The organism is Streptomyces sp. SID12501, from assembly GCF_010550245.1.
GTDB lineage: Bacteria > Actinomycetota > Actinomycetes > Streptomycetales > Streptomycetaceae > Streptomyces.
In genome coordinates this window covers 79,136-94,104 of the sequence record NZ_JAAGLU010000020.1, presented here as the reverse complement: position 1 = coordinate 94,104, position 14,969 = coordinate 79,136, and the positions used below count along the sequence as shown (strand labels likewise).

General features: G+C 70.3%; 10 protein-coding genes. 4 read left to right on the top strand and 6 right to left on the bottom strand.

Annotated features, from left to right (window positions below):
• Positions 1 to 98 precede the first annotated feature (98 nt).
• Positions 99 to 1,844, top strand: a complete 1,746-nt coding sequence (locus G3I71_RS24180) for a SpoIIE family protein phosphatase (protein ID WP_164317164.1) — start codon at positions 99 to 101, stop codon at positions 1,842 to 1,844.
• Positions 1,845 to 2,195: 351 nt separating this feature from the next.
• Here the strand turns inward: G3I71_RS24180 and G3I71_RS24175 are convergent, their stop codons facing one another.
• The 6 genes from G3I71_RS24175 to G3I71_RS24150 all read right to left on the bottom strand — a co-directional run bounded on the left by G3I71_RS24175 (position 2,196) and on the right by G3I71_RS24150 (position 11,277).
• On the bottom strand, positions 2,196 to 6,071 hold the full coding sequence (locus G3I71_RS24175; protein WP_164317320.1) for a glycoside hydrolase family 2 TIM barrel-domain containing protein: 3,876 nt from the start codon (positions 6,069 to 6,071) through the stop codon (positions 2,196 to 2,198).
• 308 nt (positions 6,072 to 6,379) lie between these two features.
• The gene (locus G3I71_RS24170) at positions 6,380 to 7,561 is read right to left on the bottom strand and encodes a cytochrome P450 (RefSeq protein ID WP_164317319.1); all 1,182 of its coding nucleotides are present in this window, start codon (positions 7,559 to 7,561) and stop codon (positions 6,380 to 6,382) included.
• A gap of 225 nt (positions 7,562 to 7,786) precedes the next feature.
• Positions 7,787 to 8,731, bottom strand: a complete 945-nt coding sequence (locus G3I71_RS24165) for an ABC transporter substrate-binding protein (RefSeq protein WP_203731177.1) — start codon at positions 8,729 to 8,731, stop codon at positions 7,787 to 7,789.
• Between the two features lie 55 nt (positions 8,732 to 8,786).
• Positions 8,787 to 9,476: an ABC transporter permease gene (locus G3I71_RS24160; RefSeq protein ID WP_164317163.1), complete on the bottom strand. Its 690-nt coding sequence runs from the start codon at positions 9,474 to 9,476 to the stop codon at positions 8,787 to 8,789.
• Complete coding sequence (locus G3I71_RS24155) at positions 9,473 to 10,138, bottom strand: ABC transporter permease (RefSeq protein WP_164317162.1); 666 nt, start codon at positions 10,136 to 10,138, stop codon at positions 9,473 to 9,475. The genes G3I71_RS24160 and G3I71_RS24155 overlap by 4 nt, the downstream gene beginning before the upstream one ends.
• On the bottom strand, positions 10,135 to 11,277 hold the full coding sequence (locus G3I71_RS24150) for an ABC transporter ATP-binding protein (protein WP_164317161.1): 1,143 nt from the start codon (positions 11,275 to 11,277) through the stop codon (positions 10,135 to 10,137). The genes G3I71_RS24155 and G3I71_RS24150 overlap by 4 nt, the downstream gene beginning before the upstream one ends.
• 137 nt (positions 11,278 to 11,414) lie before the next feature.
• Between G3I71_RS24150 and G3I71_RS24145 the strand changes: the two genes are divergently transcribed.
• The 3 genes from G3I71_RS24145 to G3I71_RS24135 are packed head-to-tail and all read left to right on the top strand — an operon-like array spanning position 11,415 to position 14,898.
• Positions 11,415 to 12,416: an ornithine cyclodeaminase family protein gene (locus G3I71_RS24145; RefSeq protein WP_164317160.1), complete on the top strand. Its 1,002-nt coding sequence runs from the start codon at positions 11,415 to 11,417 to the stop codon at positions 12,414 to 12,416.
• Between the two features lie 11 nt (positions 12,417 to 12,427).
• The gene (gene hutH / locus G3I71_RS24140; protein WP_164317159.1) at positions 12,428 to 13,999 is read left to right on the top strand and encodes a histidine ammonia-lyase; all 1,572 of its coding nucleotides are present in this window, start codon (positions 12,428 to 12,430) and stop codon (positions 13,997 to 13,999) included.
• Positions 13,996 to 14,898 (top strand): amidohydrolase family protein, encoded by a 903-nt coding sequence (locus G3I71_RS24135; protein WP_164317158.1) that lies wholly within the window; start codon positions 13,996 to 13,998, stop codon positions 14,896 to 14,898. The genes hutH and G3I71_RS24135 overlap by 4 nt, the downstream gene beginning before the upstream one ends.
• Positions 14,899 to 14,969: the final 71 nt, after the last annotated feature.

Sequence of the window (14,969 nt, the reverse complement as noted above, 5' to 3'; positions counted from 1 at the left end):
GCCGGCTCCCGACATGCGCGCGACCCCCGTGTCGCCGATCATTGTCTCTGCCGTGTGGCAAGCGCCATGCCGACGAGAAGTGATGAGGTGCGGTGGTCATGGACGCTTTCCGGCCGCTGCTCTTCGAGGACGTCGAGGCGCTTCTCGCCGGGCCGACCGTCGGGGACCTGCCTCGGCTGGTCGAGGAGTACGGCGTGCTGCGTCAGCTGGTCGAGGGCACGGCCGCAGGGGTGGTCGTCCTCGACACGGAACTGCGCTTTCTGTACGTCAACCCGCACATGGTCCGGATCAGCGGCCTGTCGGCGGCGGAGCTCCTGGGGCGGACCCTGGCCGAGTCGTCGCCGGAGGTGGAGCGACCCGAGAGCGTGCTGCGGCAGGTGCTGTACGACGGGCAGCCCCGTGAGCTCGTGGGAACAGGGCACACGCGCGCGGACATACCCTTCACCCGCCGCGCCTGGCACGCCACCTATCACCGGCTCCAGGACGACGACGGCCGGGTGCTCGGTCTCGCCGGGATCTTCCTGGAGATCAGCGCCCCGCAGCAGCACGTCGACGAACTGGAGCGCGCGCACCGCCGGATGACACTGCTGGACACCGCGACCTCCCGCATCGGCACCACCTCGGACGTACAGGCGACCTGCGCCGAGCTGGCCCAGTTCATGGTGCCGGACCTGGCGGACGCGGCCGGTGTCGAGCTGAACCTCGATGTGAAGGCCGGTCCGCACCGACCGCCTCCGGGAGTGCTGCGACTGCGCCGGGCGGCCCTCGCGGCGGTGCCCGGCATCAAGGACGCGGTGCTCGCCCTGGCCGGTCTCGGCGACACCCTGGACTATCCGCCGGGCACGGAGATCCGCGCCTGCCTGGACGCCGGCCTCCCCTGGCTGAGCAACGGCATCTCCGAGCAGGACCGGCAGTCCGGCGCGGTGCACACGGACCGGTCCACGTCCTACCGGAACATCGGCGTCCACTCGGTCCTCGTCCTGCCCCTGATCGCGGGCAGGCGCCCGCTGGGCACCCTGTCGCTCGTGCGCGCGTTCAACTCCCAGGGCTTCACCGGCGACGACGTTTCGGTGGCCCTGGAACTGGCGCACCGGGCTGCCCGCGCCCTGGAGCGCGCCGCCCTGCACACCCGCGAGCACAGCATGGCCCTGGAACTTCAGCACGCGCTGCTCACCGACGCCGGCGCGCCGACCGACCCACGTGCGCCGACCGCGTTCCGCTATCTGCCCGCCGACGACGTGGCCCTCATCGGAGGTGACTGGTTCGACTCCCTGGCCCTGCCCGACGGCCGGAATCTCCTGGTCATCGGGGACGTCATGGGGCACGGGGTCGAGGCCGCCGTCGCGATGAGCCACTACCGTTCCGCACTGCGCGCCCTGGCCATGGCGGGCCTCCCCCCGCACCTGCTGCTCACCCACGCCGACCGCACGGTCGCCGACTCCGGGTTCGACCGGGTCGCCACCTGTCTGCTGGCCCTCGAGGATCCCGTCCGGCAGACGGTGTCCTACGCGAACGCCGGCCATCTCCCGCCCGCCTTCCTCTCCCCGGACGGCACTGTCGCTCTCGTCGAGATCCCGGTCGGCCCGCCCCTGGGCACCGGATTCGGCAGCTATACGACGCTCACCCGCCCGACGGTCCCGGACGGTGTGCTCCTGCTCTACACGGACGGGCTGGTGGAGCGGCGCGGCGAGGACATCGACGTGTCGCTGCGCCGCCTCACCCGGCTCCGGCTGTCGCCGCGCGCCTCCCTGGACGCCATCCTCGACGATGTCCTGGCTCAGCTCGCGGACGCTCCCGCCGAGGACGACATCGCCGTACTGGCGGCCCGTTCACGACCGGCCTGACCTACGAAGTCGGCCTACTCGGCGGGGAGTTGGTGTGCCACAACGCGGCCGGCCGACGTGGGGAGGTGGATGGTGCGCTCGCTCCCAGTGCCCCTCGCCGTCCTGGCCCCGGCGTGGCCCGACCCTGCTGGCAGCCCGCCCTGCGCGATCCCGTCGCCACCGGACCGGCCGGAGAGGTGGCCGGGTTCCGCGGGACGCCGGTCTCGACCGCGCGCCTGAGCAGCTCACCGGCCGCCCGCTGCGCGAACACCGGACCACCATGGCCCTGTACCTCGCCTGTCCGGCCGACGGACTGGGCGAGGGCGCCACCCCCGACGAAGGGTGACGCCCCCGAAACCGTGCTCCCCCTGCTTATCCGGCGGACTCCCCCGCCGTGGGCCGCCGCGAGTCCGCCATCGCCGCGTCGACGTCCTTCAGGGGACGCAGCCGGTAGCTGTACGAGTAGTCGCGGTTGGCGAACAGCTTGTACTCGTCGTGGGTGTGCGCGCCCCAGCTGTTGTCGCCGCCGACGCCCATCTGGCGGTGGCTCAGACGCAGGACGACCTCGTCTCGCGGGGTGAGCTGGTAGTCGTGGCGGGCCCCGACCGACAGGTCCTCCGGCGTGAAGTGCGAGGCGTTGACCTCCAGAAGCGGTTCGGCGGAGACCAGCAGACCGGCGCCCCGGCGGTCCGTCAGGGCGATCCAGCGGACGTCGGTCTTGTTGCCGTTCTCCTGCGGGCGCAGATAGCCGCTCCACTGCCCGTCGACGGTGCCGGAGTACAGGCCCACGTCGGTGGAGTTGTTGCGGTCCCAGTGGTTCTCCTCTGGGCCGCGCCCGTAGTAGTGCAGCCTGTCCAGGCGGCCGGGCAGCAGGAGCAGGTTGCCGACCTCCGGAATGTACGGCAGTGAACTCGCCCCCGGGTGCAGGGTGTTGTCGACCTTGATCTCAGCGTTGCCGAAGACGGTGTAGGTGGTGGTGTACGTCGATGCCGGTGTCGTCGGCAGCGTGCCGGTGACCTTGATCTCGACGGCCCGGTCCCGCAGGGCGCGGACGCTCACGCCGGTCACCGCACGCCGGGTGCCCGCGTCGCGCCAGGTCTGGTTGCGGGTGTGCTGGGAGTTGCCCCGGTCGTTGTCGGTGGGCGCCCGCCAGAAGTTCGGGGTGGGCCCGGAGGCGATCAGCTGGGCACCGCCCGCCTTGTACGACGTGATGGCTCCGGTCGCCTTGTCGACGGTGACCGAGAAGCCCTTGCCCTTGACGGTGACCGACGCGTCACCGTCCTCGTGGCGGAGCGCCGGGACGCTGTCCAGCGGTGTGGGTGTGACGGCGGGGCTGCCCGCGTCGAGGGCGAGTTGCTGCCGGGCCACCTCGAAGCCGGCCTTGGCCCACTTCGTGCTCTCCCTCGTGGTGAAGGACAGCTGGAGGAAGTACTCCGCACCCGGCGCCGGGTCGTCCGGCAGCTCGAAGGGCACGGTGATGGTCTTGCCGGACAGGGGCGCCACGTCCAGCTGGGCACGGGTCAGCTTGCCGCGCCGGACCACGCTTCCGTCGGCGACCAGTTCCCAACGCCCGTCGAATTCACGGAGGTTGGTGAAGAGGTACTCGTTGGTGAGGGTGACCGTGCCCGGCGTCGCACCCGAAGTGACCTGCACCGCCTGGTAGATCCGCTTGACCTCGGCGGACTTGCCGGTCAGCCCGCGGTCGGCGGTGATGATGCCGTCCCCGGCGAAGGCCCCGTCGTTGGGGTTGTCGCCCCAGTCGCCGCCGTAGGCGTAGAACGTCTTGCCACGGGGCCGCTTCTCGGTGAGTCCGACGGTGGCGGCGTCGAACCAGAACCGTACGCCGTCGTCACCGGGGCCACGGCTCTCGGAGGCCAGCTCGGCGGCGCTCAGCGCGCGGGCGTAGACGCGGGCCCGCCGGATGGTGCCGCTGAACTCCCGGGTGGGGTTGTCGATGTCGGTGGCCAGCGCGAGGGACGCGGTGTTGTTGCTCGGCCGCTGGGTGGTGGTCCTGGTGGCCCGCGCCACGCCGTCGACGTGGAGGGTGAGTGTGCCCGCGGTCGCGTCGAAGACGCCGGCGATGTGGTGCTCCTTGCCGGTCCAGTCGTCGGGCAGCGCCCACCACGCGCTGATCCACTGGCCGCCGCCGTAGATGAAGAACTCCAGGCCCCTGCCCGACTGCTTCAGGGCGTACTGGGTGTCCCCCTTGGCGATGACGGGCTGGTGGTAGCCCAGGAAGTGCGGGGTGATCCACGCCTCCAGCGTCAGGGACCCGGTGAGGTCGAGGCGCTCGTCGCGGGCGAAGACGGTGCCACCGGAGACTCCCTCGTCGCGGGTGAAGGTGCCGGCGGGGGCGATGATCTCGCCCTGGAGTGCAGTGGGCCCTGTCTCGGTGAACAGCTTGCGCGTCGGGGTGGGCCAGGCGAGGGCCTGGTCGACGAAGTCCCAGATCCAGCCGCCCTGGAGGACGGGGTAGCGGCGGACCAGATCCCAGTACTTCTTGAAGTTCCCGTTGGAGTTGCCCATGCCGTGGGAGTACTCGATCATCACGTACGGCCGGGTGTCGGCGGTGTCCTTCGCGCGTTGCTCGACGCGGGCGGGACTGTCGTACATCTCGGAGCGGATGTCGCTGATCCCGGGGCGGTCGTCGCCCTCGTACTGGATGACACGAGTGGTGTCGTAGGAGCGGATCCAGTCGTACATGGCGTTGAACGTGCTGCCGCCGCCCGCCTCGTTGCCGAGCGACCAGATGACGACGGAGGCGTGGTTCTTGTCGCGGTGGACCATGTTCTGGGCGCGGGCCACGCACGCCGTGGTCCACTCGGAGTGGTTTCCGGGGTACTCGCCCCGGACGCCATGGGTTTCGAGGTTGGTCTCGTCCACGAGGTACAGGCCGTACTCGTCGGCGAGTTCCAGCCACTGCGGGTTGTTCGGGTAGTGCGAGGTGCGGACGGTGTTGATGTTCAGCCGTTTGATGATGCCGATGTCCTGGACCATGTCCGCGCGGGTGAGGGCGGAGCCGTGGACGGGGTGCATCTCGTGCCGGTTGGTGCCCCGGAAGGAGACCGGCTTGCCGTTGATGCGCATCAGCCCGTCCTTGAGGGCGAACTCGCGCAGGCCGACCCGGTGGGAGAGGGTCTCGATCACTCGGCCGGCCGGATCGCGCAGGCGGAGCACGGCGGTGTAGAGGCTGGGGTGTTCGGCCGACCACAGACGCGGCGCGGGCACGGCCTTCGCTGCCTGTACGGACTTCTCCTCGCCGGCGCCGAGCGCGACGGTCTGCTGGAGCGGACGCGACCAGACCGGGTGCCCGCCGTCGTCGTACAGCTGGGTCTCGACGGAGTACTGACCGGCGCCCTTGCCGCCGTAGTCGCGCACGTTCGCGGTGACCGACAGTTCGGCCGCCGAGTAGTCGTCGCTCAGCGGGGTGTCGAGCCGGAAGTCACGCAGGCGTACGGCCGGGGTGGAGTAGAGGTAGACCGAGCGGAAGATGCCGCTCAGCCGGATCATGTCCTGGTCCTCCAGCCAGTCGCCGTCGGAGTAGCGGTAGACCTCGACGGCTATCTGGTTGGTGCCCGGCTTCAGGTGCGGGGTGATGTCGTACTCGGAGGGGTCGTACGAGTCCTCGTGGTAGCCGACCAGCGTGCCGTTGATCCATACGTAGTGGGCCGACTTGACGCCCTCGAAGTGGAGGAACGTCCGGCGTCCCGACCAGTCGCGCGGGAGGGTGAAGGTGCGGCGGTACTGGCCCACGGGGTTGTGGACGGTCGGGGCGGCCGGCGGCTGAGCTTCCTCGCCCCGGCCGTTGGCGCCCCACCAGGGGTAGTCGCTGTTGATGTAGATCGGGCTGTCGTACCCGTACAGCTGCCAGGCCGAGGGGACCGGGATGGTGTCCCAGGCACGGTCGTCGAGGTCGGTGCGGTGGAAGTCGGTGTCCCGGTCGTCGGGGCGGTCGACGTACGCGAACTTCCAGGTGCCGTCGAGGCTCTGCCGGTACGGGGAGCGGGTCCGGTCGGCGGTGAGGGCCTGGGCGAGGGTCGCGTACGGCATCAGCGTGGTGTGCGCGGGTTCGGTGCCGACGCGGAAGACGTCGATGTGGCCGTTCCACTCGGGGGTGGCGTCCGACGCGTCCGCAGCGGCGGCCCGGTGGGCGGCGGCCGGTCCGGACAGGGCGAGCGCGCCGAGGACGGCGGCTCCGCCCTCCAGCAGACGGCGGCGGCTGACGGCGAACTCGTGGGGGTGCGGCATGACCGTGGCCTTCCTCGGTACGACAGTGCGCTGCACGGACCGAGGGTGCGTCAGATCTTGTTCGTTACTGTTGACAATCCGACCCGGAATCCGGCAGCGCTGTGGTCATCGGCGGCGGCTCAACCCACTGGGGCGGTGTGGGAGTTGATATTGAGTCAGCACACAACTGCTGGTGACAGTGGGAGCTGGCGAGCCAGGCTCACCCTAGGACTTCGAACACAGCCGAAGCAAGAATCTTGTCGGACTCTGTTGGATCCTGATGGCTCGCCCGGCTACTCCCCTACGCAGTGACTCCGGAACACCCCTCGTCAGGCGGGAACGTCCCACAGCACGTGCACAGCAGACGGCTTGCGGAAGACCAGGCCCCGCACAGTCGCGGGGTGGTCCGGGTCGAGGCGCAGGCCGGGCAGGTGTTCGAGGATGCGGTGGAGGGCGATGCGGGTCTCCAGACGGGCGAGGTGCGCGGCGAGGCAGTGGTGGGGGCCGTGGGCGAAGGCCAGTTGGAGGCGGGCGTTCTCGCGTCGGACGTCGAACCGGTCGGGGTCGGGGAAGACGGCGGGGTCGCGGTTGGCGCCCGCCAGGGAGACGGTGACCAGGTCGCCGCGGCGGATCGCGGCCGACCCTAGGACGGTGTCCCGGGTGGCGTAGCGGTCCACGACCGCGGCGCCGGGTTCGAGGCGCAGGGACTCCTCGATCGCGCCATCCAGAAGGTCGAAGTCGTCCCGGACGAGGGCGAGTTGGGCGGGATGCCGGAACAGGTGCAGCAGCGCGTTGGTGATCATCGCCTCGGTGGTCTCGATGCCCCCGAACATCAGGACGGCCGCATTGGACGCCACCTCGGGCACGGTCAACTGCTCGGCAGCGGAGACGAGAAGCGAGGCGGCGCTCCGGTCCGCGACGGTGGCTTCCACGGCGGCGCTCAGCTGCGCGTAGGCAGCGGTGCCGGCGGGGCCCGCCAGGTGTCCGGCGGTGATGTCGGAGACCGACCGCACGATGGCGTCGTACCAGGCGAGCACCGCGTCCGCGGTGGTACCGGTGAGGCCGAGGGCCTCGGTCACGACGGCGACCGCGAGGGGTCCGGCGAAGGCGCGTCGCAGGTCGGCGGCGCCGGCCGGCGGGAGCCCGGTGATGAGCCGGTCGGTCTCGCGTTCGATGCAGGCGGTGAAGCCCTCATGTACCGCCCTCGGGCGGAAGGGGGCGTTGAAGGGCTCGCGGTGGCGGGTGTGCCGGTCGCCGTCGAGGGAGAGCATGCTGGGGCCGACGACCTGCGCGGTGGAGAAGCGGGGGTCGTCCACGGTGAAGACCGCGGCGTCGCGCATCACGGTCAGGGCGAGGTCGCGCCGGGTCACCAGCCAGCCGTTCAACTCCGGCAGCCAGGAGACGGGTTCGTGGGCACGCAGCAGCGCGAGTCGCGGATGCGGGTCGTCGGCGAGTTCGGCGAGGGTGGTGGCGGCGCCGAGCGGGCAGGCGTCGACGAGGCGGGGTGTCATACGGTGCGAACTCTCTCTCGGTGGCCGGTGCTTGGGGCTGGGGCGTTCACTCGACGAACAGTCCGCGGCCCGCGCGTCGAACTCCGCCGGGTGGGCCTGCGCGTCCGGCAGAGCGTCACACATGGCCTCCGGCAGAACCTGCCCCAGCGGCATCGGAGCGCCCTCTCTCCTGCCCGAGTGCCGGGCGGGAGAGAGGGCGGACGGTATGGCCACAGCCGAACCGGGTCAGCTCACGAGACCGGCGCTCGTCAGCCACTCCTTGGCGACGGCGCTGGCATCCTCTTTGTCGTTGACCAGCTTCTTCATCATCTCCACCAGGTCCTCGGTGGTGAGCTTGGCCGAGATGCCGTTGAGGGCCGCCTTGGCCGTGTCGTCGACCGCCGACTTGTAGACCAGCGGCGTGACGTTCTGCGAGGAGAAGAGGTTCTTCGGGTCCTCCAGGACCACCAGCTTGTCCTCGACGATGCCGGGGTCTGTCGTGTAGATGTTGGCCGCCTGCACCTTGTCCGACTTCAGCAGCTTCAGCAGGGTGCTCTGGGCGCCCGCGTCGAGCGGCTGGAACTTCCCGAACTCGACGCCGTAGACGGTCTTCAGGCCGACTCCGCCCTGCGTGCGGGTCTTGAACTCCGAACCGGCGCCGATCGTCATGTCCTTCGCGACCGGCTTGAGGTCGGCGAGGGTCTTGAGGTTGTACTTGGCGGCGGTCTCGGAGGTGACCGTCACCGAGTCCTTGTCCTCGGCCGCGGCGGAGTCGAGGATCTCCACCGACGACGGGAGCTTCTTCTTCAGCTCGGCGTTGATGTCCGTCGTGCTGGTCGCGGTGCTGGTCTTGTCGACCGCCGTCGCCAACAGGGCGCCGTTGTACTCCGGGAAGACACCGATGCCGCCCTTGACGACCTGGTCGTAGTAGACCTCGCGGGCGCCGATGTCGAACTTTCTGGTCACCTTCAGGCCCTTGGCCTCCAGAGCCTGGGCGTAGATCTCGGCGAGCAGCTGGTTCTCGGGGAAGTTCGCCGAGCCGACGACGATGGACTTACCGCTGCCGCTGCCGGCACTGTCGCCGGTCAGCGGGTTGCTGTCGCTGTCGTCGCCTCCACCGCAGGCGGTGAGCGAGAGCGCGGCGATCAGGCCGAACGCGGCGCCACGGTGGATGCCTCGGATGGTGCTCATGGGGTGTTTCCTTTCTCGGAGCCTGGAAGCTCGGAAAATCAAGGGTTCGGAGGACTCAGGACTTCGACGGCGAGACCCGAAGGCCCGGCGAGACGATGGCGCGCCGCAGCGCGGTGAAGGCGACCTGGACGACAAGCGCCAGTACGACGACGACGGTCGAGCCGCCGATGACCAGCTCGTAGTCGTTACGGGAGAGCCCGTCGACGATGAACCGGCCGAGGCCCCCGAGTCCGGGGTAGGCCGCGACGGTCGCGGTGGCCACGACCTGGATGGCGGCGACCCTGAGGCCCAGGAGGATCAGGGGCAGTGCCATCGGCACCTCCACCCGTACCAGGACCTCCCACTCGGTCATACCGACCCCGCGCGCCGCGTCCCTGGTGGCGGGGTCCACACCCCGGACGCCCTCGAAGGTGTTGATGAGGATCGGCGGGACCGCCAGCGCGACCAGGGCGACCAGTACGGGCGTCGTGCTGAGCCCCGCGAGGGTGACGACGAGGACCACCAGACCGAAGGTGGGGATCGCCCGCGCCAGGTTCACCACGGTGGCCACGGCGAACGCACCGCGGCCGGTGTGTCCGACGAGCAGTCCGAGGGTCAGCCCGATGAGGGCGGCGAACAGCAGGGACAGACCGCTGTAGGTGAGGTGTTCGAGGAGCCTGTGGGGGATGCCGTCGTCGCCGTGCCACTGCTTCGAGGACGTCAGCCAGTCCCCCACGAGCCGCATCTGGTTCAGGAAGTCGTTCATCGCGCCGTCACCTTGTTCCGGGACCACGGGGTCAGCAGCCGCTGTGCGAGCACCAGAGTCGCGTCGGTGGCGAGTGCGAGCAGCATGATCAGCGCGATCGCGGTGATGATCGGCGTCGGGAAGTCGAGTTGGAGACCACGGGTGATGTAGTACCCGAGTCCGCCCTGGCCGATCAGTTGTCCCACCGCGACCAGGCTGATGGACGACACGGCCGCCACACGGACGCCGGCGATGACCACGGGTACGGCGATCGGCAGTTCGACCTGGACGACACGCCGTATGGCGCCGAACCCCATCGCGGTGGCCGCGAGCCGGACCGGTTCGGGGACCGACGCCAGCCCGTCCACGACGTTGGGCACCAGCACCGACAGTGTGTAGATCGTCAGCGGGATCATCACCGTGCGTTCGGTGAGTCCCGTGTACCGGACGAAGATCATGAACAGGGCCAGCGACGGGATCGAGTAAAGGATGTTGGCCACGGTCAGCACCGGTGGGTACAGCCAGCGATAGCGGTGGCAGAGGATGCCGAGCGGTACCGAGATGATCAGCCCGAACAGCACCGGCAGCAGACCGAGTCTCAGATGGATTCCGGTGTAGTGGGCCAGTTCACCGGCGTGATCGCCGATCCACTGCCACCGGATGAGCGGTTCGTCGTCACTCATGGCTTCCCACCGTCCGCCCCGGCGGCGCGGGCGGCACCGGCGTCCGTCACGGCGGCGTCGGCTGTCCCCGCGGACAGTTCGTGGGCGTCCGCGACTCCGACCACCGCACCGTGCGCGTCCACCCCCACCGCGAGGCGGGCGGGCGACAGGAGCGCCGAGTCGAGGGCGGCCCGTGCCGAGTCGCCGACGAGGCTGAAGGTGTGGCCGAGGGGTGCCAGCGGTACGTCCGCGAGGGTGCCGCTGTCCGGCAGGTCGGCGACCGCTGCCCAGCCGAGCGGCCGTCGGCCGTCGTCGACGACCAGAACCCAGGGCTCGTCACCGGACCGTGCCGACGCCACCGGCGAGGTCGCCGGCAGTACCGGGCCGTCGCGCAGCGGCACATCGGCCGCGTTCACGAAGGACAGCCGGCGAATGCCCCGGTCGTGCCCCACGAAGTCGGCAACGAAGTCGTCGGCGGGATGAGCGAGGAGTTGTTCGGGGGTGTCGAACTGCGCCAGCTTGCCACCGGTGCGGAACACGGCGATCTTGTCGCCGAGTTTGATCGCCTCGTCGATGTCGTGGGTGACGAACACGATCGTCTTGTGCAGTTCCTTCTGGAGCCGGATGAACTCCGCCTGCAGTTCCGCCCGGACGATGGGATCGACCGCGCTGAACGGCTCGTCCATCAGCAGTACGGGCGGGTCGGCGCCCAGCGCCCTGGCCACCCCGACGCGCTGCTGCTGTCCGCCGGAGAGCTGGCTCGGATAGCGCTTGGCCATCTCGCTCGGCAGCCCCACCAGTTCCAGCAGTTCCGCCGCCCGCGCGCGGGCCTTCTTCCGGCTCCAGCCGAGCAGCAGCGGAACGGTGGCGATGTTGTCGAGGATCGTGCGGTGCGGGAACAGTCCCGCGTGCTGGATCACGTACCCGATACCGCGGCGCAGTTCGGGGGCGTTGACCTCCCGGATGTCCTGGCCGCGCAGGCTCACCGTTCCGGCCGTGGGCTCCACCATGCGGTTGACCATGCGCAGGGTGGTGGTCTTGCCGCAGCCGGAGGGACCGACCAGGACCGTGAGGCCACCCTCGGCCAACTCCAGCGACAGTCCGTCCACCGCTGTCGTCCCGTTTGGATAATTTTTGCTCACTGCATCGAATCTGATCAAGGCTGCCCCTTACCTGACTGCATATAGTCATGCAGAGTGATCCGTGACTGAATGAATCGTCAATGCTCGGCTGTAAACGGCACGTTACAATCACACGAAATCAGGCCAGGACGTCCGAAATGTGGGGAGACACCGGCATGAAACCGGTCTGGTTCACCTTTTTGAACGGCGCGGACATCGAACAACTGGAGCTGACCGACGCCGAGATCCTCGACGCCGTCGAGGACGGGCTGCGCGCGCAGGGGCAGGGCGAGACGGTGATCGAACCGCGCGTCCACCTCGTGCCCGACGCCGCGTTCGACGGTCACTTCAACGTGCTGCGCGGCTATGTCGCCCCGCTCTCGCTGGCCGGGGTCAAGATCGTGGGCGACTTCGCCGGCAACTACAAGGCCGGTCTGCCGTCCGAGATGGCTCTGCTCAACCTCTTCGATCCACGCACCGGTATGCCGGTGGCCGTGGTCGACGCGACCGCCCTCACCGAGATGCGCACCGGCGCGCTCACCGCGCTCGGGGCACGCCACCTGGCCCGTCCGGACGCCAGAGTGCTCGGCCACATCGGCGCCCGCGCCACGTCGTACTGGAACGTCCGTCTCCTCGACCGGCTCTTCGACCTGACCGAGATTCGCGTCCACTCGCGCCGCCCCGAGAGCCGCGAGGCCTTCGCCGAGCGTCTGGAGCGGGACCTCGGCAAGCCGGTCGTCGTGACGGAGGACTGGCAGAGCTGCGTGGAGGGCGCGGACATCGTGGTGGAGGCGTCCCGCCTCGAACGTCCCGAGCCGCTCCTGAAGACGGAGTGGATCGCCCCGGGCGCCCTGGTCGTGCCCTACGGAACGAACAGCGCGGTCGAACTGAGCCTCACGGACATCATGGACAAGATCGTCGTCGACGACTGGGGCCAGGCACACGCCGGACCGTTCGGCGCCCTGCGCGCCCATGTGGACTCCGGCAGGCTCAACATAAGCAATCTGCACGGCGAACTGGGCGAGATCGTCGCGGGCCGCAGGCCCGGCCGGGAGAGCCCCGAGGAGACGAACCTCTTCTGGCACCGGGGCCTGTCCCTCTCCGACATCGCGCTGGGCGCCGCCATGCTGAGAAAGGCCGAGGAGCGCGGCCTCGGCCAGAAACTCCGCTTCTCGTGACGGACACCGGCATGACGGACACCGGCATCGCAAAGGTCTTCGAGGTATTCGTCGACGGGCGGAGTCTGTCCTACGACGATGTCGTCGCCGTCGCCCACCACGGTGCCCAAGTCGCCCTCACGGACGGGGTGTTGCCGCGACTGGAGCGCGAGCGGGCCGTCGTCGAGGACATCGTCGACCGCCAGGTTCCGACGTACGGACTGACGACGGGACTCGGCACCCGCTCCTCCTACGCCCTGCCGCGCGCCGAGCTGGAGGAGTTCAGCGTCCGTACGGTTCGGGGACGGGCGAACGCGGTCGGTGATCCGCTTCCGGTCCCCGTCGTCCGCGCCGCCGTTCTCGCCCGGGTGAACGGCATCGCGGGCGGCGGCAGCGGGGTGCGACCGGAGATCGCGCGGCTGCTCGTGGCGATGCTCAACGCGCGGGTGCATCCCGTGATCCCCGAGGTGGGGTCGATCGGCGCCTCCGACCTGTGCCAGCTGGCGCATGTCGGCCTGGTCGTCATCGGTGAGGGCAGCGCCGAGTTCGACGGGGAGGTGCTCGACGGCGCCACGGCTCTGCGACGGGCCGGTCTCGCGCCGGCCGTACTCGGCCCCAGGGACGGGCATGTGCTGTGCAGCGCGAGCCCGCTGGCGGCCGGACAGGGCGCGCTCGTCCTGCACGAGGCCGCCGCACTCCTCGCCCTGGCCCAGTCGGTCACGGCACTCACCTACGAGGGTTTCCGGGCGAACACGAGCCCGCTCGACGCCCGCGTACTGGGCCTGCGCCCCGCCCCCGGCCAGTCCCGCGCCGCGCGCGAGCTGCTCGCTCTGCTGGACGGCGGTGAGCTGGGTGATCCGCGCAACGCGCGGCGGGTCCAGGACCCCGTCAGCCTGCGCTGTGCGGCCCAGGTGCACGGCGCAGCGTACGCGGCCCTGGACTTCGCCGGGGCCGCTCTGGATCCGGAGCTGAACGGCTGCGGCGACAACCCGGTGGTACTGCCCGACACCGGCGAGATCCTCTCCTCCGGCAACTTCCACACCCCGGCGCTTGCCCTCGCCCTCGACACCCTTGCCCTGGCCCTGACCCAGACGGCGTCGATCTCCGCCGAGCGCATGCGCCGACTGCTCGACCCCGCGGTCAGCGGACTGCCGGCGAACCTCTCGCCGTACGGACCGGAGCGCTCGGGCTTCGCGCCCCTGACCAAGACCGCGCAGGCTCTCGTCGCCGAGATCCGCATGCTGGCCTCGCCGGTGTCCGTCGACCCCCGCCACGGCGCGGACGCCGTCGAGGACGACTCGACCAACGCGTCCCTCGGAGCACGGCGGCTGGCGACGATCCTCGCCCGGCTGCGCCTGCTGCTCGCCGTGGAGGCCGTCGTCGCCGCGCAGGCGGTGGACCTGGCGGCGCCGCCCACCCTGGGGCGTGGACCCCGGTTCCTGCACCGGGCGATCCGGGCGGCCGTGCCCCGTCTCGACGACGACCGGCCCTGCGGGGTGGACGTGGAGGCGGTGAGTCAGGGCATCCTGGGGTCCGACGACGTCCGGGGCGCGCTGCGCGCGCTGCTGGAAGAATCGTCAGCCCCGGCGGGAGGAACGTCATGACCAGCGTCGACGTGCACCAGCATCTGTGGACCCCGTCGCTGGTGGCGGCCCTGCGCTCGCGCCGCGAACCACCGTTCCTCGACGGCTGGACCCTGTACCTGCGCGGTGAGCCGCCCTACGAGATCCCGCCCGCCGACCACGACATAGCCGGCCGTGCGGAACTCGCCGCCGCCGACGGCCTCGGCCGGGTGCTCGTCTCGCTGTCCGCCCCGATCGGCGTGGAGTGGCTGCCCGCCGCCGAGGCCCGGCCTCTGCTGGACGCGTATCACGACGGATCGGCCGCGCTACCGAAACCTTTCGACGCCTGGGCCGCAGCCTGCGTCCGGGAGATCGACGCGAACGCGACCGCCAAGGACCTCGACCGGGGGTTCGCCGGCCTCCAGCTCCCGGCGAACGCCCTTGCCGACGCGTCCGGTTACGCGCGGTGCGCCCCACTCCTCGACCTGCTCGAAGAACGCGACCTGCCGCTGTTCGTCCACCCGGGACCGGCGGCAGGCGAGCCGGCGGGTCCCGGGTGGTGGCCGGCGATGGTCCCGTACGTCCAGCAGATGCACGCCGCCTGGTTCGCCTTCCGCGCCTTCGGCCGGCCCCGCCATCCACACCTGCGCGTGTGCTTCGCCCTGCTGGCCGGGCTCGCCCCGCTGCACGGGGAGCGTTTCGCGGCCCGCGGCGGCGGCCCGGAGGGGAACGTGGACCCGGGCGTCTTCGTCGACACGTCGTCCTACGGCCCTCGTGCCGTCGACGCGATCGTCCGCGCCCTCGGCGCCGGCGCCGTCGTCCAGGGCTCGGACCGGCCCTACGCCCAGCCGCCGCTGCACCCCGGATTCGGTCTGGGCGGGGCGGCGGCGTACGCCTTCCGTATCGCCAATCCGCGGCGGCTGCTCACAGGTAACAAGTAGCGAAACCTTTCGACATGAAAAGCGAATGATGCGAGGGGTATTGACGCGCGCCGCGCGCCTTCTAGTATCCA

Bases quoted from the DNA above. Each gene is read 5' to 3' on its own strand.
- G3I71_RS24160 (WP_164317163.1), bottom strand. From the start codon at position 9,476: ATGAACGACTTCCTGAACCAGATGCGGCTCGTGGGGGACTGGCTGACG.
- G3I71_RS24170 (WP_164317319.1), bottom strand. From the start codon at position 7,561: ATGACACCCCGCCTCGTCGACGCCTGCCCGCTCGGCGCCGCCACCACC.
- G3I71_RS24180 (WP_164317164.1), top strand. From the start codon at position 99: ATGGACGCTTTCCGGCCGCTGCTCTTCGAGGACGTCGAGGCGCTTCTC.
- hutH (WP_164317159.1), top strand. From the start codon at position 12,428: ATGACGGACACCGGCATCGCAAAGGTCTTCGAGGTATTCGTCGACGGG.
- G3I71_RS24165 (WP_203731177.1), bottom strand. From the start codon at position 8,731: ATGAGCACCATCCGAGGCATCCACCGTGGCGCCGCGTTCGGCCTGATC.
- G3I71_RS24135 (WP_164317158.1), top strand. From the start codon at position 13,996: ATGACCAGCGTCGACGTGCACCAGCATCTGTGGACCCCGTCGCTGGTG.
- G3I71_RS24155 (WP_164317162.1), bottom strand. From the start codon at position 10,138: ATGAGTGACGACGAACCGCTCATCCGGTGGCAGTGGATCGGCGATCAC.
- G3I71_RS24175 (WP_164317320.1), bottom strand. From the start codon at position 6,071: ATGCCGCACCCCCACGAGTTCGCCGTCAGCCGCCGCCGTCTGCTGGAG.
- G3I71_RS24145 (WP_164317160.1), top strand. From the start codon at position 11,415: ATGAAACCGGTCTGGTTCACCTTTTTGAACGGCGCGGACATCGAACAA.